The organism is Neobacillus sp. NPDC093127 (assembly GCF_044754175.1).
Classification (GTDB): domain Bacteria; phylum Bacillota; class Bacilli; order Bacillales; family Cytobacillaceae; genus Neobacillus.
The window spans coordinates 37,000-57,268 of the sequence record NZ_JBIVOP010000001.1 but is presented as its reverse complement, the minus strand read 5'-3'; the positions used below and the strand labels follow the sequence as shown (position 1 = coordinate 57,268).

The following is a 20,269-nucleotide window of genomic DNA, read 5'->3' as shown; positions in this document are numbered from 1 at the left end:
ACTATTCAACTAGTTATATTTGTCATGTTAAAAAGTGAACACTTTGTGAAGTTTTTGTGAAAAAGTTATTCAACAATAGCAAAGTGTGATGTAAATCACTTAATCGATGTGAATATATTCATATAATCACTATGGATATAGGGAAAACTTATAAGGAGTGTTAATAGTGTTAAATCAAAAAACAATTGACATCATCAAATCAACGGGACCAGTATTAGAAAAACATGGAGAGACGATTACCACTCGATTTTACCAATTAATGTTTGGAAATCATCCTGAATTATTAAATATCTTTAATCATGCCAACCAAAAACAAGGGAGACAGCAGAAAGCACTTGCTGGAACGGTATATGCCGCTGCCATGTATATTGATAATCTTGAAGCGATTCTTCCCGTAGTGAAACAAATTGCCCATAAACATCGAAGCCTTGGAATTAAACCAGAGCACTATCCAATTGTCGGAAAACACTTGTTATTAGCGATTAAGGATGTGTTGGGGGATGCAGCAACGGATGAAATTATCAATGCCTGGGCAGAAGCATACAATGTAATTGCCGATGCCTTTATCAGTGTCGAAGCAGAAATGTACGATGAGGCAGCCCGTCAACAAGGCGGCTGGGATGGCCTCCGTCACTTCATTGTTGACCGTAAAGTGGTTGAAAGTGATGTTATTACCTCATTCTATTTAAAACCGGAAGATAACGGCGGGATTGCAGGTTTTCTTCCAGGACAATATATTAGTATTAATCTAGAAATAGACGGTGAAGAATATACACATATTCGTCAATACAGCCTTTCAGATGCACCTGGCAAAGACTATTACCGAATTAGTGTAAAACGTGAAGCAGGAACCGCTAATCCAGATGGCATGGTGTCTAATTACCTGCATGATGGTGTAAACGAAGGAGATATCCTCAAGGTAAGTGCACCAGCAGGTGACTTTGTTCTTAATACTGAAAAAAATACACCTGTTGTGTTACTTAGCGGCGGTGTTGGCCTAACACCAATGATGAGCATGTTAAAGACGGTTGTGGAAATGCAGCCTGAACGGAAGGTCACATTTATTCATGCTGCAGCCAATGGAAAGGTCCATGCTCTTAGGGATGAAGTAGAGGAATTGTCGAGGCTTGAACATTTAACCTCCTATATCTTCTATGATTCACCGACTGAAGAGGATCGCAGAAACAATCGCTTTGATGTTGAAGGCTATGTAACACGTGATTGGTTGAAAGATAAAATCGCTACCCGGGAAGCAGATTTTTACTTCTGTGGGCCTGTTCCTTTTATGAAAGCAATTAATCGTTCATTAAAAGATTTAGGAGTTAAGGAAGAGAGAATACACTTTGAATTCTTTGGGCCAAAGGGAAGTTTAGAAGAATAAACAGAACGAAGCCGATTTCCGCAAAGGAAGTCGGCTTAATTTTTTGCCAATTCCCGCGTCCGGGTGCGAATTTTACATCTTTTAATTGGAATCCAGCTTCGGGTTCCTTTATTTTTCTCAGAAATAAATGTTAAGAAATATCGAATCTTTCTGAAGTTAATGCAATTTGTTAGCATTGAAAGTTTGATTCAGGTCGGAACTGTGATTAAATTAAAGAAAAGGCCAAAAAGGATGATAGATATGAATAAGAATGTCATACGCTCGATTACTGTCATAGCGGTATTCTTTTGCCTCGTCTGGCTAATTGGGCTTGGCTGGGCAGTAGGGGAATACTATGCTGGCAAACCGGAAAAAGTTCCGGAAGTAAATTCTGTTTCCAAGAAAGCCGAAAATAAAAAAGGGTTAACCATTGTGGCATTAGGTGACTCATTAACAAGAGGAACGGGGGATGAGACAGGAAAAGGCTACGTAGGTGTTTTAATTGATGAAATTAAGGAAAAAACAAAGCGTCCAGTCCAGCTCACAAATCTCGGCATCAACGGGCAAACATCCACTCAGCTAAGCAAACAGGTGCAGCAAACCGAAATCGGCAGGCAAATAGAAAAAGCAGACATGGTTTTGGTAACGATTGGCGGCAACGATTTGTTTAGGGGCGGGCAAGGATTAGCAGACTTTGATACAGGTGATAGTGCCGCAATTGAAAAGAAATACCTAGAAAATCTAAAGTTTATTCTTGAAGAAATTCGGAAAAACAATCGCAATGCTAATGTATTTTTCATCGGGCTGTATAATCCGTTTATTGATTTAGACCAAGGGAAAGAGATGTCAAAAGTAGTGCGTCACTGGAATTATGATAGTGCAGAAGTAAGCGCTGCATTTCCCAAAATTGTCTTTGTTCCAACCTTCGACCTGTTTGAGTTAAAGGTGAACGATTATCTATATTCCGACAAGTTTCATCCAAATACAAAAGGGTACCGTTTAATTGCTGAACGTGTTGCCTCACTGCTCACATGGTAAGGAGAGTTTGGTCATGGAGAAAAATATCACATTGTCTGTTAAGGACTTAAAAAAAGAAATCGGGAAAAGAGAAATTATTAAGGGACTAACCTTCGATTTACGTGAAGGAGAAGTATTCGGGTTCCTTGGCCCAAATGGTGCCGGAAAAACAACCACAATCCGCATGCTCGTCGGCCTTATTAAACCAACATCAGGAAGTGTCCGGATTTGTGGATTCAACATTGAGGATCATTTCCAAGATGCAATGAATAACCTGGGCTGCATCGTTGAAAATCCAGAACTTTATCCGTATCTTTCAGGATATAATAATCTGCTTCATTTTGCTCGGATGCTTGAGGGCATCGGGGAAAAGCGGATAAAAGAAGTTACGGAGCTTGTGGGCTTAACAGAAAGAATCCACGATAAGGTGAAGACCTATTCTCTTGGTATGAGGCAGCGGCTCGGAATTGCCCAAGCACTTCTAGGAGAGCCAAAGGTATTGATTCTCGATGAGCCAACGAATGGGCTGGATCCTGCCGGAATCCGTGAAATGAGACAATTTATTCGTTATCTGGCAGAAAAAGAAGGCCTAAGTGTCCTTGTTTCCAGTCATTTATTGAGTGAAATCCAATTGCTTTGTGACCGGGTGGCGATTATTTCAAAAGGGGCGATTATTCGTGTCGATACTGTCGATCACCTGCTTGCGAATCGGGAACGAGTCGTTTGGCGCATTTCACCCTTTGAAAAGGGAAAACAGCTCTTAAGTTCTTTAACTGCGATTGAAGTAAAAGAAGACGGTTCCATCTTAACCGAATTTAATGAACAGAAGACCCCGGAATGGAATCGACAGCTGGTTGAAGCAGGTGTTTCTGTCACTGAAATCAATCGAAAGATGCCATTGCTTGAAGAGTTGTTCCTCGAACTAACGGGGGGTGACACGATTGAATAAACTGATTCAAAATGAAATGATGAAGCTGATTGCCAAAAAGCGGCTTATTGTGATTGCACTAATCATTGGCGTTCTAGTTACCTTATTTACATATGCACAGTATAAACAAGTTCAAACACAGCGGGAAAAATTAGGAACGAGTGATTGGCGCACCATCTTACAGCAGCAGATTATCGATACGACGAACCGTTTGAGCAGCAGTCGAATGCAGGAAGAATGGAAGAAGCAGCTGCAAATATCCTTGAAGCAGCAGCAATATTATCTTGACCATGATATCAATCCAGCAGAGCCCGGTGCCCCAACGTTTATGAGAATTTTTTTGGAAAACTCAATCGATCTATTTCTCCCATTAATGGTCATGGTCATTGCCAGCGACTTGGTTTCTTCAGAGCACAGTTTAGGTTCAATTAAGCTATTGCTGACGAGGCCAATCAAGAGGTGGAAAGTGCTATTGAGTAAATATATTACCCTTTGTTTAGCGATTTCACTGGTCATTGCGATAGCTGGAATCCTTTCATATTTAATATCCGGATTGGTGTTTGGCTATAAAGGCTGGGGGGCACCAATCTTAACCGGGTTTAATGTGACAGAGACAGGATTAAATACTTCTGAGGTGAAACTACTCAGCCTGTGGAAGTTTTTATTGATGGATTTCGGACTTGTCTGGTTCGTCTCTATCGTTGTGGGAACATTATCGTTTATGCTGTCAGTTTTGATCCGCAGTACGGCAGCTGGAATGGGTGTGATGCTCGCTGCCTTAATCTCTGGAGCCATCTTAACGAATATGGTATCTTCATGGGAAACGGCTAAATACTTTTTTATGGTCAATCTACGGTTAACAGACTATATGAAAGGAACAGCGCCGCCGATTGAAGGAATGAATCTTTCTTTTTCTATAATGGTCCTTTTTGTTTGGTGGGCTGCCGCGTTATTCGTTTCATTTATTGTCTTCACCAAAAAAGATGTTTATTAATGAAAAGCTATTTCCGTTAAGTCGGGAATAGCTTTATTAATTGTTAAAATTTGATGGAAAATTTAATATTTTATAAAATAGTAATGGGAAGATAAGAACGCAAAAGAGGGGGATTCATTATGTCGTTTGTGATTAAAAAAATCGATCATGTCCAGCTTGCTGCGCCTAAGGGGTGCGAAGAAGCAGCCAGAGGATTTTTTAGCGGTATTCTTGGGTTAGCAGAGGTTGAAAAGCCAGAGGAATTAAAGAAACGCGGCGGAGTTTGGTTTGAATTTGGGACATTTCAATTACATATTGGAGTGGAAGAACCATTCTCGCCAGCAAAAAAGGCTCATCCCGGATTTGTCGTTGAAAACATCGAAGAATTAAAAAAGTTGCTGAACGAGAAACAAATTGCCTTTACTTCCGACGACAATCTCCCGGGTGCAAGCCGAATTCATGTTCATGATCCATTTGGGAATCGTCTTGAATTTTTAGAGTGGATCTAAAAGAAACAGCCCCATTCCAGATAGGTGGAATAGGGCTGTTCGCTTACTGTTTCGCCGTTACCTTTACCGGTTCACGGCTGACGCCAAAGTGCTGCTTAAAAATCAGTGCGGGACCGCCAAGATTAAATAAATAGCGGGCTTCAATAACTTGTTTCATAAAGGCTCCAAATAAACCGGATAAGCGGAAATTACCTACTTTACCGACGGCGGCCATGAGTCCAATAGATGCGACTGAGCCTTTATGATGATATTCAAACGGTTTTAATGTTTCTCCTCGCAATGTAGCGACAATGTTTTTCGCACATACAGGTGCTTGTTGCAGGGCAACTTGTGCAGTTGGCGGTAATGCGTTTTTCTCATCCTTCATGAATAAGGAGCAATCACCGATACTAAAGACGTTTTTCATGTTGATAACGCGAAGGCAAGCGTCTACTGGAATTTTACCTTTTGCAATCGGCAGTCCCCAGTTTTGAACGATGCTGTTTCCTTTTACACCACAAGACCAAATTAACGTCCGAGTTGGAATATCAATATTATTCTCAAGTCGGATTTTCTCAGGGGTACACTCCAGCATTTTCCTTCCTGTTATTAACTCAATATTGCGTTTTTCTAAAACCATTGTTGCATATTGGATCGATTGCTTAGGGAAAAACGGAATAACAGATGGGGCAGCCTCGACAGCATAAATCTGGATCTTTTCAAATGGAATATCATACTGTTTACACAGTTTTGGGAGACCGTCCGCTAATTCCCCAAGCATCTCAATTCCCGTAAAACCACCACCAGCAACAACAAACGTTAAGCGAGAAGGATCATGATCTTCTTTATAAAGGTTGAATTGTTTAATGATATGATGGTAAATCGCTTTTGAACTTCTGAAACTACGAATTTCAAATGCATTCTCTTTAACACCTGGAATTCCAAACGTATCTACTTCAAATCCCAGTGCTATTAATAAATAATCATATTGAACTGTCTCACCGCCCTCAAGGTGGACCTCTTGGTTAGCGATATCAACCGTAGATACCGCTGCTTTAAGAAAATGGGTTTTGCTAGAATTGATTAGTTCGGGAATTGAGATAGCAATTTGTCGATCTGCTGCCGTTCCAGCTCCTGTTTTAATAAGCTGTGTGGTCAGGTAATGATAATCATGTTTATTAATTAAGGTAACATCTGCTTCGCCCGATTTTAATAATTTTTCCAGGTTTTTACTTGTGATGAGTCCGCCATATCCTGCCCCTAGGATTACGATCTTTGGTCTTGTCATCATTCTCCACTCCTTATTCCCATTAATAGATTTTTTCTCTCTATTAATTGTGAAATACTTCACAATTAATATTAAAAAAATAAGCAAATGTTCTTGTATGTATTGTGAAAAACTTCACATATTCTCTATATGCTTAGAATACAATATTTTTTATGATTTCTCAAGAGTATTATCACGAAATTTATGTCAAATTGGTAAATTTTTTTTAACAAACTGGGAATGCTAAATCCGTGCCGGAAAAAACTGGTTATATTTTTAAAAATAAGGAAACATGAAAGGAGAAAATGATGAAACTGAAAATGTTATGTTTGACCTTAGGGTTAATATTAACTGTTCCGAGTTTAGCTGCGGCAAATGGTAAGGTGCCTGACACCAAGGGGGAACAACGGGAGGATGCACCTTGTGATTGCCAAGAGGGCAAGCAACACCATCACCACCATATGCACCGAGATTGGCATGCGCATATGGCGGAAAAAGAGCAGAAACTGCTCACATGGGTGGACCAATATACGCCGGATAAAAAGGCTGAATGGACAAAAGTGCTTGCAGAAAAGAAAACTCTCCGTAACGAATGGATGAGCCCTGAAAATGCTGAAAAACGGGAAAAGTGGAAAAAAGAGAAGATGGCCAAAATGGAAGAGCTAAAAAAGCAATTCGATGAAGGCAAGTTAACGAAAGAGGAATTTATCAAACAGGCACATGGCGGAAAACATATGGGACATTGGAAAACGTTCCATGAATTAAAACTTGCAGTAGAGAAAAAGGATGATAAGAGAGCGGCAGTCCTGCTCAATCAACTGCTAGATCAAGCCAAACAGCATAATCAAAGAGTAAAGGAAATGTTGAAACTAGAATAAACACATCTTAAAAAAAATCCTCTGATACTATGTCAGGGGATTTTTGGTAAGGTTATTTTTTTAAGTTAATTTCTTCTTGTTTGGCTTCTTTAATTTCTTCTTTTAATTCTTCCTTAATATCTTCAGCAATCCCATCGGTCGCTTTTTTAAATTCACGGATTGATTTGCCAAAGGCACGTCCAATCTCGGGTAATTTATTCGGCCCAAAGATCACTAAAGCAACAGTAAGAATCAAAATTAATCCTGGAACACCAATATTTGAAAACATTTCTTCATCTCCCAGCGCTGGGTAATTTGATTAAGAACATTATACCTCTAAATAGAAGGTTATTCTAGTAATTTCCCACTATTGATTCAGCTTTGTCGATATTTCCTTACCTTCGTAAAATTCTTTTATTGCTTTATCTGCATAGACCCAGCCTTTCCAGCCAATATGAATCGTGTCCTTCATGAAATAAGGATCATATTCATGATCAGAGAAATCGGCAATCTGAAAGCCTTCTGACTCGATTTGTTTCTTAATCCGTTCGTAATACAAGGTGCGGCCTTCCTTTGGAAAACCTGTATAGTCGTACCAACTTCCATTTACGGGAACAGAAATAAACAAAGGCTGTGCCCCAGATTCCTTTAGAAGGTCGAGTACGAGTTGAAAGTCATCATATTCGGGGGATTTCCCATAGGAAGCCTTACCTTTCTTATCTTTTAAAGAAGGGACCATTTTTTTAATTTTGTTATACTGGTAATTACTTACATAAAATGGATTGTTTGTCGATTTGCTTTTCCCTACCTGTTCAGCCTGAGCCGCTAATTGTTCCCACGACATATTATTCACCTGCGGGTTTATTTCACGATTCCGGGTTGAACCGCCTGCCAGGGTATAATAAAGATCCTTTTTCACCATTAAATTACGATAGGCACAGGCAAAGGGGCGAACGATAGCAGCCCCTCGTTTCGTCCAAGGGTCATTTGTTATCTCTGCTTGAAACATAATTGATAACATCGGATCGTTTTTGATCGGTGAAAAAGTTAATAGACGTTTAATCGCCATTTTCTTTACAGCCGGATTTATATTTTTATTAAAAGCAAAATCGTATCCTTGCAGGGAAGAATAATTGGGAGCAAAGTGTGATTCGTCAGTCCCATTTGGCTGAAACCACTGCGGTGACAAGACGAATACGATTTTCTTTCCCTTAAGCTGATCGGTATGCTCCGAAAAATTTAAAAAATGAATTAATGATTCAGTCCCGCCGCGGCCAACGAGAAAGGGAGTAAAATCTTCTCCTGTTTCTTTAAAATAATTGGCCGGATGGAAACGATCAAGCCTGGCAAGCTCAGAAGAACCATAGATTGGTAAAAATTGTTTATTCTCGAGCATTTTTTGCTGGACATACTTTCCTTGAAACATAAATGGATTTAATTCTGTTGCAGCTTGATTAACTCTATCCTTAGGAATCATGCCCTCTATCCATTTATTCGGTATCAAAACCAAGATAACTAGCACTAGAAAGGCTAGAACCATTGGTGTGAATAAAGCTTTCTTCATTTCATATCAGCCAGCTGAATGGCGATGTTGTTTGGTGTGTTCCAGACATCACGATCGAATTCGGTAATCGGAACGAGAATGCCAAACCGTTCTTCTACCTGAACAAGTAATTCAACTGTTCCGAATGAATCTAATAAACCGGCATCAAATAAATCGATATCTGGATTTTCCTTTACAACATCGTCTTGACAAATTTCTGCTAATAATGAAATAACCTCATTTTTGAAATCCATAGTGATCAAGCTCCTTTATGAAATAATTGTCCTGAGAAAATATAAAAACCAAAGCAAATTACATGGAAGGTAATAATAATCGCCACAACATGGGTGACTTTGTTGTGCGGCCACCATTTGTGCTTTTTATTAAACCGTTCGAAATAATTGTAAGCAACCATTAACAAGGCATGGTATGCTCCATAAATGATATATTGCAGTGCCAATCCATGCCAGACTCCCATTAATAAAAACAATAAAATATAGCCAAGGTTTGAAAGAAGGTTCCGGTTTTTAATCCATTTCTTCTTCGTCATCCAAAAGACAAACCGCATATATACATAGTCCCTGAACCAAAAGGAAAGACTCATATGCCAGCGATTCCAGAAGTCTTTAATATTGCGGCTAAGGAAGGGCTTATTAAAGTTTTCCGGTGATTTAATCCCCATAATATAACTAACGCCAATTGCAAAAGCGCTATATCCCGCAAAATCAAAAAAGAGATATAAGCTATAAGAATACATATAGTATAGGTGATTCTGAAATTCGCTATGGGCGATAAACCTTAATTGGCTGATAAAAAAGTGATTGATCGAATAGCCGATAATATATTTATATAAAAAGCCGAGAAAGATTTTATTGAGCCCTTCATAGAGTAAAAGTTTATATTGTTCCGCGGAAATGTCGAGTTTTAACTCTTTCTCGAAGCGGCGGAAACGATCAATCGGACCAGATGAAATGGTTGGGAAGAACAAAATAAAATAGAGCAGGCGGGTCAATGGCGGATTAGACTTTATCAGGCCATCCCGTGTCTCCATGATTAATTGTGTTCCTTTAAAGGTTAAATACGAAATACCAAGAAAGCCAATCAAGTTCAATGTGGAAAAATAAGGCATTACTTTTGATAGAATCAAAGGCAGGATCGAGAGAAAGACCGATAAGTAAAAAATGTAATCACGATTGGCCTTTTTTCGATAGGCGATATAGGCATTAATTAACACTACCTGCCAAATTGTAAATAAGCATAAGGCGATTGCTTGATTAAGTGACGATGAGAAAATTAACGCTAAGGCGATAACCGTCACAAACATATTATAGCTATGAAATCTTTTTCCTTGTAAACCAAGAATTACCGTTGGTGCTAATAGAACAGCAAGGATGATAAAGAATGTAAAAGAACCATATGGTGTCATTGTAATACCATTTCCCTAAATTTTTTTCGGTCCATCTTTCCGTTAGGTGTCATCGGAAGATCTTCATAGTAAGAGAACTTTCTAGGAATCATGTAAGCAGGGATTACCTCAGCAAGTTCTTTTTTTATTGCACTCGTTAATTGATAGTCTTTTTCGAAATCATGGCTGGCAGGGATAATCGCCGCCAATAAATATTCGATTTTATCATTTTGATAGATTGGGAACACTGCCGCCGATTTCACATATTTTGAATTGGCAATATGGTATTCAATCTCCTCTAATTCCATCCGATAGCCATGAAGTTTAATTTGAAAATCAATCCGGCCTTTATACATGATGAGTCCTTCGTGATTTTCAAAGGCTGCATCACCAGTTCGATAGGCCTGTTCCCCTTCATATTCGAAAAAGGTCTTTTCGGTTAGCTCCTGCTGACCCAAATAGCCTTTGCTTACACTAGGACCGACAATGATCATTTCGCCTTTTTCTTCTTGCGGGACCTGAGTGCCATTCTCATCAAGAAATATTATCCGTGTATCTGCTTTTGGTTTGCCAATCGGGAGGTTCTGATAACGCGTCAACAGTTCAGCGGTAACCTCAATCGATGTGACGGCGACGGTCGCTTCCGTTGGACCATAGGTGTTAAATATTTTTGCTTTAGGGAATCGTTCCAAAAGCTGCCGGCAAATCTCAACAGGGAGAATTTCTCCGCAGAATAAAAACACGCTGAGTTCAGGAAGCAGTTCTTGAGTAAATGATGGATCCATTAAACACATCTGGACAAAAGAAGGAGTCGAAGTCCATACCTGTGTATCTGATGTTTCTAATGCTTGAAATAACAGTTTTGGCCTTGCAATCATATCTTTTGTAATCGCAAAAATGGTTCCACCGCTTGCAAGTGCCGGGTAAATATCCATCACGGATAAATCAAAAGAATAGGGTGCCTGATTTAAAAAGCGAAGCTGACCATTGATTGGAAAGTCTCCAACCATCCAATCGACAAAGCTTTGCAAATTATTGGCGGAAATTTGCACACCCTTTGGATTTCCAGTACTTCCAGACGTATATATAATATAGAAATTTTCTTCGCCGCTAACCCAGCTTTTGGGATCAATTGGCTCTGCAGACATATCCTCCAAGATCATCTTGTCGAAATTCACAACAGTGATAGGGAATGTGTCAAGCTCTATCGCTTGCCCGGAAACATTGATGACTAATTCCGCTTGGGCACTATTAATGATCTGACTTACCCGTTCCATTGGAATCGAAGTATCAACAGGTATATATGGATGTCCAGCTTTTACACTGCCTAGGAAGGAGGAAATCATCGAAGCTTCCATATGACCGTAAACTAAAATAGGTGTATGTTTTTCAATGTTTTTTGTTAACACAAATGCAGCAACTTGGTCAGATTGTCTCCAAAGTTCGCCATAGGTAATTTCCGATTCTGGAGAAATATAGGCAATGGTTTCTGGCTGTGTAAGTGCATAATCTCTAATCGTGTTTAGCATATTCATCGTGTTGGCTGCCCCCCCATTAAAAATCGTTGTAAATATAGGAACCTGCACTTGCATCATTAAATCCGTACATAAAGAATAATAAAAGCAGGATCAGTAAATAATAAACAAACCGGCCAAGCCACTTTAGCTTTTGGTTCGTCATGAAGTCTTTTAATTTATCAAACATGGCGGTTTAGCCCCCCAAGGTAAATATTGTTAATTGGAAAATTTCCTCTGTTTGTGAATGTTCAGGGTAGTAGAATGGATGAATAATCTTTATTTTCCCATTTCTTTTCCTTTAACTGCCTTTATTATCATAATGTGCTTTTCGGTTTGATGCAATAAAAATTTGATTAGAAATTAATTAAAATTACATTATTATTACATTTTCATTTCAATTATTCAGTAAAAAACTAACATAAGCTTCAACTTCCAACCAATGCATGGAAATGTATTTTATATGAGTAATACACCAACATAATAAAGGCGGTGTGAGCAGAGCTCGGCTTTATCTATTCAAAGTACGAAATGTATATTTTCACTTCGACTGGTTATACCGATTCGTTTATGCGGCGCTCCGCCCCTTTTCCACAGAAAAAGACCGGATAGTCGAACATCCGGTCTTTTTTTGATGAATAATTTACGGTTATTGTTCAACTAGATTGGATTGTACGTAGTGATATAAAAGTTTTGCTGTATTTTCAATCGATGATTTGTGTGTCCGTTCGAAGGCATGGGATGAATCAATACCCGGGCCAATTAAACCGTGGACAATGTCATGGCCAGAGCGAATGGCGGCTGACGCATCTGAGCCGTAGAATGGGTAAAGATCCAGTTTATATTCGATCTTATTATCTTCGGCAAGGCGGACTAAATGTTTACGCAATTCATAGTGATAGGGTCCGCTTGCATCCTTTGCACAAATAGAAACCGTGTATTCGTCCGTTGATTGCCCGTCACCCATTGCCCCCATATCAACGGCTAAATATTCCACCGTTTCCGGGCTGATATTCGAGTTGCCGCCATAGCCAATTTCTTCATTGTTCGAAATTAATATGTGTGTCGTATATGGCAGTGTGATTTTTTCCGTTTTAAGCTGTTTGATTAGTTGCAGAAGTATGGCCACACTTGCTTTATCGTCTAAGTGGCGGGATTTAACGTAGCCGCTTGGAGTCACTTCTACCCGCGGGTCAAACGAAACAAAATCGCCTACCTCAATTCCCAGTGCGCGAACTTCTTCTGCAGTATGTACTTTTTCATCGATTCGAATTTCGATATTTTCCTGATTGCGTTCGGCTTTACCGGCATCCTTATATACATGGACGGACGTTTGGTGCATGAGGATTGTCCCTGTATAAACTTTTGCGCTGCTTGTTTCAATCTGACAGTATTCGCCTTCGATGGAATTGTATTTAAATCCGCCAATCAAGTCGATTTTTAATCTGCCGCTTGGTTTAATTTCCTTCACCATCGCACCCAGTGTATCAACATGGGCGGTCAGCATCCGGTGTCTGCTTGAATCACTACCTTCAATGGTGGCAATTAAACCGCCTTTACGATTCCTTTTCGTTTCAATATCAAGTTCGGCAAAGAACTTTTCAACAAAAGTAATCACCTCATTTGTGTTGCCGGACGGGCTTGGAATTGACACTAAATCTGTCAGTAATTTTATTGTTTCTTCTGTATTAATAATAGTCACTTCGTATTCCCCTTTCATATTTTCAAAATTTATGGGCGCTTCCGCTTTTTGTTATTTAAACCATCCCTTTTTCATAAACCATAAAGTCATCCCTACTGCAATGATAAACATGAGGCCAAGCGCACCGAAATAGCCATATTTCCAATTCAATTCAGGCATGTTTGTAAAGTTCATTCCGTAAACACCGACGATAAAGGTGAGCGGCATGAAGATGGTCGTAATGACAGTCAAGACCTTCATGACATGGTTTGTTTCATTCGAATTAATCGAAATATAGCTGTCGCGTATGTCGGTGGTAAGTTCCCGGCTGGCTTCAATTATTTCCGTTAACTTTAGCAAATGATCATAAATATCAGAGAAATAGGCCTTTTTTTCCAGAATACTAGTTAGCCGCTGCGAATTAAGAATCCGGTACAAAAGATCTCTCATTGGTGAAATAGTATGTCTTAACGAGAGAAGATCATGTCTTGTATCAAATAAATCCTTGAGCAATGCCTCCATCGATCTTCCTTTTGAATTCTCATCAATTTCATTTAACGTATCATCAATTTGATTAACTAATGGAAAATAATTGTCGACCATTTTATCAAAAACATGATAGAGAACATGGGAGGGGTCCCATTGCTCTATGTTAGGCGATTGACTAAAACGATTCCAAACATCGTCAATTTCTACAGAGGGTTTATGATGAAAGGTGACGATATAGTTTCGGCTAAGAAAGAGATTGACCTCTTCTCTTTTTATCGTTTGTTGGTTCAATGCCTGGGCCACAAAAAAGTCATAGTCATCATAATAATCAAGCTTTGGTCTTTGGAGATGGTGAATACAATCTTCAATCGCTAAGGGATGAAAGGAGAGGGGATTCCGTAAAAATTCAATCTCCTCTTCCGTAGCCTCATGAAAATCGATCCAGTACCATTTAAAATCCCCGGACAACAACTCAGTTATTTCCAAATCTTTAATTAATTCATTGTTTTTTTTGACAGCAATCGTTCTTAACACAATCGTAGTCCTTTCAAATAAAAGATATCGAAAACTACCATACCTGAGCTAATTTAATTTTACCCTGATAAAAAAATTCTTTCTATAGCTATTAAAACATATTATCCTATTTCGGCGTAATTTTTAGGGGATAAATGTTTTTAGAATAAAATACCAATCATTGAGGGAAATTAGGTTGAAAGTAGTTCGTTAAAGAGGTAGATAAATGGCAACTAATCAAGTCCAATCCATCAAAGACAGTCTCAAAAATAAAATATGGCCGGCAGAAGATGTCGTTTTTAAGGAATTTCATACGAAAGAAAAGTATATTGAAGCATTATATATAAAAACGATTAGCGACGAAACGATTATTCAAGATAAATTGCTTAAACCGTTTTTTGAAATACCTAGTCAAGACTTATTCTTAGATTATCTTCAATCGAGCCCGCTAGTACTACCATTTGAAAGCGAACAGAAAACGCTTGATGAGGTAATAAAAGGTACGGCGATTCTTTTTTATCAGAATGCCATCTACTTATTTGATAGTAAAGTTGATCGTAATAACTCCGTTTTAGATACAACCGTGGAGACGACGATTCAAGGCCCGCAATCGGGGTTTAGTGAGAGCCTGCCGACAAACCTAGGGCTGATTCGCAAGCGTTACCCGCAAACTTCATTAAATGTGGAGTCAACAACAGTTGGAACCGTTTCAAAGACGGATGTGATGATTCTTCATGATACAAGACGGGCAGATACCGATACATTAACTAGTATTAAACAATTTTTAGCTTCCATTGATGTCCATATGTTTCAAACTGGCGAGCAGCTGTTAGATATTATAAAAAAAAGCAACAGGGCCCTCGTTCCGGTTATGCTTGTGACAGAGAGGCCTGACAGGGTAGCAGTGAATTTAGCAGCCGGGAAAATTATTATCCTTGTCAGCGGCTCACCGTTTGCGGTGGTGTTGCCTACAGTCATGAAAGATTTCATGTCCTCAATGGAGGATATCTATCAAACCTATTGGGTGACAAAATTCCTGCAGATCCTTAGGTATATCGGCTTTTTGACCAGCCTTGTCCTTCCAGGGTTATACGTAGCCGTCACTAGTTATAATCCTGAGTTATTCAGGGTTCAATTGGCCTTAAGCATTGCGGGCAGCCGGATGAGTGTTCCGTATCCTTCCTTCATAGAAGTGTTGCTCATGTTGTTTATGATGGAAATGCTGACGGAAGCAAGTATTCGGCTGCCGAAAGCCATCGGTCCGACTGCAACGACAGTAGGCGGTTTGATTTTAGGACAGGCGGCAACGGAAGCTGGTTTAGTTAGTAATATTATGATTATCATTACATCGTCAGTGGCCATCTCTAACTTCGTCATTCCGATTAACGCATTCAGCTTTACGCTAAGGATCATGAAATACTTTGTCCTAGCACTAGGAACGTTATTTGGTTTAGTGGGCGTTGTATTAGGGTTCTTCATGCTTATCGCCTATATGGTTAAACTTGACAGCTTCGGCGAGCCATTTCTTACATTAATACAAAGTAAACCAAGTAAAGAATAGCAAAAGGTTTGGAGGGGAGGGTATTGAACCGTTATTATTTTTATTTAGCCTTATTAAACATGCTGATTAATGTGATTATCTTTGTGCCAAAAATTTTAATAGAATATCGCTATAAGGGTGCGGTAATGGGTGTATTAATCGCCATTCCGATTGGGATTGCCCTTAATTATTTTTACAGCAAGGCCATCACGAAGTTCCCAGAACAAGGATTGCCTGAGATTGCAGCCAATTCTAAGCACCGCTGGTTGAAAATATTACACCTTGGCAGCATTCAAATCATCTGGTTCTCAGCAGGCCTGATTACTCTCGTTGGATTCATTGATATTTTAAGCCGGTTTGTTAATCCGGAAATGCCAAAGTTATCATTGCTTGCCATTTATTTGGCCGCGATTTTTCTCATCATTCAGCTTCCAACAGAACGAGTTATGTATTTTCTTGAAATTGTCCTATTCCTCAATATCCCATTAATTGGATTTATTATTTTTAAAGCGTTTACAAATGAATACTTAAGCTGGGACTCAATGCTGGAGGTAGGAACCCATCTATTTGAAAGACCAAGTCTCAAGTCAATCGCTGCTGCGACCTATTGTTTTTCCGGGTATGCAAACCTGATTATTTTTAATCGCGTGATAAAGGGAAAATTAAAGATTTGGAATTTTATTGTCATCTTTTTTATTGGCGTGCTAAATTTATTTACCACCTTCTTCATTCCCATTGGTTTTCATGGTTCAGATGGGGCGCAGGAATATCTTTATCCATGGATATCGACAGCTGATTCCCTCAGGTTGACTTATAGTCCAATTGAACGAGTCATCTTCTTATTTCTAATGTTCTACATGAGCATTACACTCATGAGTGTCTCAGTTCATTGGCATGTTGCTTTCGAATTATTGAAGGGAACGTTTAAGGAAAAGGTTAGCATAAAAAAGAATTGGCTCATCCTCGCCATCTTTGCTGGTTGTTCGATAGCCGGAGTTATTTTTCTAAATGCATTGCTCTTAAATAAATTAACAGTTTATTGGATGGTATTTCGGCTCGGGTTTGAAATCATTATTGTCGGTTCATTCTTCTTTTGGGCAAGGAGGCGGGCTGCTTGAAATCGTTTGGCAAATGGGGATGGATGGTCATCATTCTTGTCTCAGTGTTTCTTTTAAACGGCTGCGGCTTTAAAGACATCGATAAGCGTTTTTTTGTTGTCAGTATTGGAGTGGACCTTGCGAAGGATGGTCCTAAAAAGTATCTAGTCAGTCTTAAATTTGCTGTCCCAAGTCCATCAAAAGATAAAACAAATGAGTTCGCTATTGTCTCAGAAAAGGCAGATTCCATGTCTGAAGCGGTTAGAATCATCAAGACAAAAGTGGATAAAGAGGTTGATTTCAGCCATGCAAAAGTCATTGTCCTTAGTGAACAGGTTGTCAAAGAAAAGGGAAATGCAGGAATATTCTATTGGTTTGCGCGAAGAAGAGATATTCAGGGGATTGCCTGGACAGCAATTGCAAAGCCTAGTGCGCTGGCTGTATTAAAGGTAAAACCTAAATCAGAGAATTTGCCCTCAAACGCCTTGATCCTTTCATTAGGGAAGGATGGCTCAGAAACGCCTTATGTTATTTCTGAATTCATTTTTGATATGAAATATAAATTAATTGAAAAAGGAATCGATCCAATCCTGCCTATTATTGAAGCGGAAAAGGATCTTTTTGAAATTAATACGGTGGGACTTTTTAATAAAAGCCATATGGAGTTGAAACTTGGTCCAGAGGAGACAAAAATTCTAAATTACCTAAGAAAACGCGAGGAAAAAAGCGCTGTAAAAGTTAAAAAAGAAAAAACAACTATCGTCATTGATACACATAAAGTAAAGACAAAATATAAAATCTATACCCCTAAAGGGAAACCCCCATATATAAAGGTAAAAGTATCAGTTGAGGGCACAATGGAAGAGGCAACAAGACGTGTCCCAAACGAAAAATTATCAGATTATGAGAAAGCAGCCGAAAAGTCGTTGAACCGGGAAATCGAAAAGGTACTTGTGAAAATTCAAAAAGCGAATCTCGACCCGATAGGCTTTGGCCTGCGCTACCGTTCCCGTCATTTCAATAATGACGATTGGGAAGAATGGAAACGGATTTATCCTGCTATCACCTTCAAGGTTCAAACAAAAGTTCAAATCACTGATACGGGATTAATTGAATAAAAATAGAGGCATCCCACGGAATCATGGAATGCCTCTATTATTAGACTGTTGGCGCCGTTTCTTTATTTCGCATTGCCTGCGGTATATAAACGCAGAAAGGTTCGCTTTCTAAATAGTCACCCGTCACGGCGTAGGTTCTTGAGCGCGAACCGCCGCAAATTTTGTTATATTCGCAGACACCGCATTTGCCTTTGTAATTGTCGGGTTGACGCAGTTCTTTAAAAACTTTTGCCTCACGATAAATTTCTGCAAGCGTCGTATCACGAATGTTACCGCCAACAATTGGAAGCAAGCCGCTTGGCATGACATCTCCAATATGAGAAACGAACGCAAAGCCGTTTCCATCGTTGACACCTTTAGGAGCACGCTTCAAGCCGTCATGCATCGAAGCAAAATCGGTTGTAATTGTATCCTCGTAATGAATTTCACCTTTATCAATTAATTGGTCACGGGTTTTCTGCTGCAGAACTACTCTGCGGTAATGCTGTGCCGCCGTTGTTTTAATATCGTATGGGGCTGTTTTACTTAGTTCATATAACCAGCGGAATACCTTTTCGTGTTCGGCGGGGGTAATACAGGCATCTAATTGCCCGCGGCCCGTTGGTACAAGCAGGAAGATGTACCACATAACGGCGCCAAGCTCCCCAACAAGTTTGGACATTTCTTCAAGTGAGTCATAATTATAACGGGATATAACCGTATTAATTTGCAGCGGCATATCCAATTCGTTTAAATATTTTATTTTTTCACGAGTTAACTCGAATGAACCTGGTGTTCCGCGGAAATGATCGTGTATTTCCGGAGTAGGTCCGTCCAGGCTGAAGCCCCAGCGCGAAAGACCCACTTCTTTTGCCTGTTTCATTTTTTCTTTCGTTACGTTTTCAGTGGCACTTGGTGTCATTGAAACACGCATCCCTTTTTTGATTGCATAATCAGCAAGCTCGAAAAGGTCCTCCCGCATCATGCAATCCCCGCCAGTGAACACAAGCATTGGATTATCCATTTCATAGATTTGATCGATGAGATTAATTCCTTCTTCGTGTGACAGCTCCCTCGGATCAGGAGTCAGCTGTGCATCAGCGCGGCAATGAACGCACTTAAGCTGACATGCTCTTGTTACTTCCCAGATTACAATAAATGGATTTACGTCATAGTCAATCCCTTTTCCCATACCCTGTGCATGTGGGTGTCCCATAGTATGTGGATGCCCTTTACTAATTCCCTGCATCTTCATCACCAAAATTCATTATTATTTTTAAAACCATTTAAAATGTTTCTATAGGTTTATTATAATTATGTCAGATTCCCGTGCATGGGAGCTTTGTTACAATATTTCTACATTCCGCGCAAGAATTTTTGAACAAGTGGAGCCATGGATCCATAGGAGACTATTTTTTGAAAAATTTAAAATTTTTTGTTTCTGAATGATGGTTTTCTCGATATACTTAGATGGGTAATAATAGAGTAGAGAAAATACTAACGGTTTACTAAATAAATAATATTTTAGGGGCGTTTCGATGTTTAAGAAATTTATTAGTGTAACAATCGTGCTTTTGATTATTGCGATTGGCTTTTTTCAAAAGGATGAATTGATTGTTCTTATTAAGCAAGGTGGAAGTTTATCCATTTTTCTCAGCATGCTGCTAGTTGCGGTTTGTGTCTTTTTTCCAATTATCCCATTCCCAATTTTAGCGGGAATCATTGGTGCTGTTTTTGGTACGGCACAAGGAGCGGCTGTATCATTGGCCGGAGCTATGGCCGGGACGATGGGGTTCTTCTTTTTAAGCCGCTATGGTTTTCGGGATTTTGCCCAGGCGAGATTATTGAAATATCCAAAGGTCCAAGAATACGAAGGGTTTTTGAATCGCCATTCTTTTTTTGCGATTTTGACCTGCCGCTTGATTCCGGTTATTCCTGCCCCGGTTGTCAATCTTATTTGCGGATTAAGTAAGGTCAGATGGCTCACTTTTTTCACAGCGTCGACCATCGGGAAGATCCCTAATATTCTTATTTTGTCCTTTGCTGGAGCGGCATTTAGCAGCAACAAGATGTTTTCATTTGGATTATATGGACTTTATTTGTTCATCATTTTCTTGATAAACTTTGTCATTGTTTATCGAAGGTCGCGAAAAAATCATAGTGACTAAAATAAACTCATTTTGATGATAGGCGGAGCTCCACTCTTTTTCTACAAAAAAATTACCCGGCAGCTGGTACCGGGCGTTCAAACTAATCTATATTAAGGGGGGCGGAGGTTAAAGGTTCATCTGTGAACCTATTTATATCTTAACGAAGAAATATGAACAAACTATGAAAGAAAGATTAATAGTTTAAGAAGGCTGACTAATTTAAAAAATGAATTAGTCTTTTTTTTATTGGATATGATAAACGTCCATTGAATCCAATTCATAAGCATGGTATTTTCTTGAATATCATTTATATTTATTTGGAAGTCTACCTTTAGGAAGATTCTAGTGTT

General features: G+C 39.2%; 20 protein-coding genes. 10 read left to right on the top strand and 10 right to left on the bottom strand.

Translation table 11 applies throughout. From position 1 onward, the window contains the following. Nucleotides 1-166: 166 nt before the first annotated feature. The 5 genes from hmpA to ACIQCO_RS00255 all read left to right on the top strand — a co-directional run bounded on the left by hmpA (nucleotide 167) and on the right by ACIQCO_RS00255 (nucleotide 4,787). Entirely contained in the window at nucleotides 167-1,381 is a 1,215-nt protein-coding gene (hmpA, locus tag ACIQCO_RS00275) for an NO-inducible flavohemoprotein (protein WP_400424370.1), read from the top strand. A 240-nt stretch (nucleotides 1,382-1,621) separates the two neighbouring features. Beyond that, nucleotides 1,622-2,398: an SGNH/GDSL hydrolase family protein gene (locus ACIQCO_RS00270; RefSeq protein ID WP_400424368.1), complete on the top strand. Its 777-nt coding sequence runs from the start codon at nucleotides 1,622-1,624 to the stop codon at nucleotides 2,396-2,398. 13 nt (nucleotides 2,399-2,411) lie between these two features. After that, entirely contained in the window at nucleotides 2,412-3,326 is a 915-nt protein-coding gene (locus tag ACIQCO_RS00265; protein ID WP_400424366.1) for an ABC transporter ATP-binding protein, read from the top strand. Further along, nucleotides 3,319-4,299 carry an ABC transporter permease subunit gene (locus ACIQCO_RS00260; RefSeq protein WP_400424363.1) on the top strand — a complete coding sequence of 327 codons (981 nt, stop codon included), beginning with the start codon at nucleotides 3,319-3,321 and terminating at the stop codon, nucleotides 4,297-4,299. Before ACIQCO_RS00265 ends, ACIQCO_RS00260 begins: the two co-directional genes overlap by 8 nt. A 119-nt stretch (nucleotides 4,300-4,418) precedes the next feature. After that, entirely contained in the window at nucleotides 4,419-4,787 is a 369-nt protein-coding gene (locus ACIQCO_RS00255; protein ID WP_400424360.1) for a VOC family protein, read from the top strand. 43 nt (nucleotides 4,788-4,830) lie between these two features. Here ACIQCO_RS00255 and ACIQCO_RS00250 read toward each other — a convergent pair whose 3' ends face one another. Then, nucleotides 4,831-6,054: an NAD(P)/FAD-dependent oxidoreductase gene (locus ACIQCO_RS00250; RefSeq protein ID WP_400424357.1), complete on the bottom strand. Its 1,224-nt coding sequence runs from the start codon at nucleotides 6,052-6,054 to the stop codon at nucleotides 4,831-4,833. A gap of 287 nt (nucleotides 6,055-6,341) precedes the next feature. Between ACIQCO_RS00250 and ACIQCO_RS00245 the strand changes: the two genes are divergently transcribed. Then, nucleotides 6,342-6,911, top strand: coding sequence for a hypothetical protein (locus ACIQCO_RS00245; RefSeq protein WP_400424354.1), 570 nt, complete (start codon nucleotides 6,342-6,344; stop codon nucleotides 6,909-6,911). A gap of 52 nt (nucleotides 6,912-6,963) precedes the next feature. Here ACIQCO_RS00245 and ACIQCO_RS00240 read toward each other — a convergent pair whose 3' ends face one another. The 8 genes from ACIQCO_RS00240 to corA form a co-directional block, all read right to left on the bottom strand. Continuing rightward, a complete protein-coding gene (locus ACIQCO_RS00240; protein ID WP_066085955.1) occupies nucleotides 6,964-7,179 on the bottom strand; it encodes a twin-arginine translocase TatA/TatE family subunit in 216 nt (71 codons plus the stop codon). A 78-nt stretch (nucleotides 7,180-7,257) separates the two neighbouring features. Beyond that, on the bottom strand, nucleotides 7,258-8,454 hold the full coding sequence (gene dltD / locus ACIQCO_RS00235) for a D-alanyl-lipoteichoic acid biosynthesis protein DltD (RefSeq protein ID WP_400424350.1): 1,197 nt from the start codon (nucleotides 8,452-8,454) through the stop codon (nucleotides 7,258-7,260). Further along, complete coding sequence (dltC, locus tag ACIQCO_RS00230; protein WP_024026904.1) at nucleotides 8,451-8,687, bottom strand: D-alanine--poly(phosphoribitol) ligase subunit 2; 237 nt, start codon at nucleotides 8,685-8,687, stop codon at nucleotides 8,451-8,453. The genes dltD and dltC overlap by 4 nt, the downstream gene beginning before the upstream one ends. 5 nt (nucleotides 8,688-8,692) lie before the next feature. Next, entirely contained in the window at nucleotides 8,693-9,859 is a 1,167-nt protein-coding gene (gene dltB, locus ACIQCO_RS00225; RefSeq protein WP_400424345.1) for a D-alanyl-lipoteichoic acid biosynthesis protein DltB, read from the bottom strand. Beyond that, nucleotides 9,856-11,373, bottom strand: coding sequence for a D-alanine--poly(phosphoribitol) ligase subunit DltA (gene dltA / locus ACIQCO_RS00220; protein WP_400424342.1), 1,518 nt, complete (start codon nucleotides 11,371-11,373; stop codon nucleotides 9,856-9,858). The genes dltB and dltA overlap by 4 nt, the downstream gene beginning before the upstream one ends. A gap of 19 nt (nucleotides 11,374-11,392) precedes the next feature. After that, nucleotides 11,393-11,542 (bottom strand): teichoic acid D-Ala incorporation-associated protein DltX, encoded by a 150-nt coding sequence (locus tag ACIQCO_RS00215; RefSeq protein WP_400424340.1) that lies wholly within the window; start codon nucleotides 11,540-11,542, stop codon nucleotides 11,393-11,395. A 459-nt stretch (nucleotides 11,543-12,001) separates the two neighbouring features. Further along, complete coding sequence (locus ACIQCO_RS00210) at nucleotides 12,002-13,054, bottom strand: M42 family metallopeptidase (RefSeq protein WP_400424337.1); 1,053 nt, start codon at nucleotides 13,052-13,054, stop codon at nucleotides 12,002-12,004. 51 nt (nucleotides 13,055-13,105) lie between these two features. Continuing rightward, entirely contained in the window at nucleotides 13,106-14,056 is a 951-nt protein-coding gene (gene corA / locus ACIQCO_RS00205) for a magnesium/cobalt transporter CorA (RefSeq protein ID WP_400424335.1), read from the bottom strand. 205 nt (nucleotides 14,057-14,261) lie between these two features. Between corA and ACIQCO_RS00200 the strand changes: the two genes are divergently transcribed. From ACIQCO_RS00200 to ACIQCO_RS00190, 3 genes are read left to right on the top strand one after another with little or no spacing between them, the layout of a single operon-like run. Further along, nucleotides 14,262-15,596: a spore germination protein gene (locus ACIQCO_RS00200; protein ID WP_400424332.1), complete on the top strand. Its 1,335-nt coding sequence runs from the start codon at nucleotides 14,262-14,264 to the stop codon at nucleotides 15,594-15,596. A 23-nt stretch (nucleotides 15,597-15,619) separates the two neighbouring features. Beyond that, complete coding sequence (locus ACIQCO_RS00195) at nucleotides 15,620-16,693, top strand: GerAB/ArcD/ProY family transporter (protein ID WP_400424329.1); 1,074 nt, start codon at nucleotides 15,620-15,622, stop codon at nucleotides 16,691-16,693. Then, entirely contained in the window at nucleotides 16,690-17,790 is a 1,101-nt protein-coding gene (locus ACIQCO_RS00190; protein WP_400424326.1) for a Ger(x)C family spore germination protein, read from the top strand. The genes ACIQCO_RS00195 and ACIQCO_RS00190 overlap by 4 nt, the downstream gene beginning before the upstream one ends. Nucleotides 17,791-17,830: 40 nt before the next feature. On the opposite strand, the gene ACIQCO_RS00185 is transcribed toward ACIQCO_RS00190, so the two are convergent. Next, on the bottom strand, nucleotides 17,831-18,985 hold the full coding sequence (locus tag ACIQCO_RS00185) for a TIGR04053 family radical SAM/SPASM domain-containing protein (RefSeq protein ID WP_400424323.1): 1,155 nt from the start codon (nucleotides 18,983-18,985) through the stop codon (nucleotides 17,831-17,833). 322 nt (nucleotides 18,986-19,307) lie between these two features. On the opposite strand from ACIQCO_RS00185, the gene ACIQCO_RS00180 reads away from it, so the two are divergent. After that, the gene (locus tag ACIQCO_RS00180; RefSeq protein ID WP_400424320.1) at nucleotides 19,308-19,937 is read left to right on the top strand and encodes a TVP38/TMEM64 family protein; all 630 of its coding nucleotides are present in this window, start codon (nucleotides 19,308-19,310) and stop codon (nucleotides 19,935-19,937) included. Nucleotides 19,938-20,269: the final 332 nt, after the last annotated feature.

Bases quoted from the DNA above. Each gene is read 5' to 3' on its own strand.
- ACIQCO_RS00185 (WP_400424323.1), bottom strand. From the start codon at position 18,985: ATGGGACACCCACATGCACAGGGTATGGGAAAAGGGATTGACTATGAC.
- ACIQCO_RS00180 (WP_400424320.1), top strand. From the start codon at position 19,308: ATGTTTAAGAAATTTATTAGTGTAACAATCGTGCTTTTGATTATTGCG.
- dltD (WP_400424350.1), bottom strand. From the start codon at position 8,454: ATGAAGAAAGCTTTATTCACACCAATGGTTCTAGCCTTTCTAGTGCTA.
- ACIQCO_RS00245 (WP_400424354.1), top strand. From the start codon at position 6,342: ATGAAACTGAAAATGTTATGTTTGACCTTAGGGTTAATATTAACTGTT.
- ACIQCO_RS00265 (WP_400424366.1), top strand. From the start codon at position 2,412: ATGGAGAAAAATATCACATTGTCTGTTAAGGACTTAAAAAAAGAAATC.
- ACIQCO_RS00270 (WP_400424368.1), top strand. From the start codon at position 1,622: ATGAATAAGAATGTCATACGCTCGATTACTGTCATAGCGGTATTCTTT.
- ACIQCO_RS00255 (WP_400424360.1), top strand. From the start codon at position 4,419: ATGTCGTTTGTGATTAAAAAAATCGATCATGTCCAGCTTGCTGCGCCT.
- ACIQCO_RS00240 (WP_066085955.1), bottom strand. From the start codon at position 7,179: ATGTTTTCAAATATTGGTGTTCCAGGATTAATTTTGATTCTTACTGTT.
- dltA (WP_400424342.1), bottom strand. From the start codon at position 11,373: ATGAATATGCTAAACACGATTAGAGATTATGCACTTACACAGCCAGAA.
- dltB (WP_400424345.1), bottom strand. From the start codon at position 9,859: ATGACACCATATGGTTCTTTTACATTCTTTATCATCCTTGCTGTTCTA.
- ACIQCO_RS00215 (WP_400424340.1), bottom strand. From the start codon at position 11,542: ATGTTTGATAAATTAAAAGACTTCATGACGAACCAAAAGCTAAAGTGG.
- dltC (WP_024026904.1), bottom strand. From the start codon at position 8,687: ATGGATTTCAAAAATGAGGTTATTTCATTATTAGCAGAAATTTGTCAA.
- ACIQCO_RS00250 (WP_400424357.1), bottom strand. From the start codon at position 6,054: ATGACAAGACCAAAGATCGTAATCCTAGGGGCAGGATATGGCGGACTC.
- ACIQCO_RS00200 (WP_400424332.1), top strand. From the start codon at position 14,262: ATGGCAACTAATCAAGTCCAATCCATCAAAGACAGTCTCAAAAATAAA.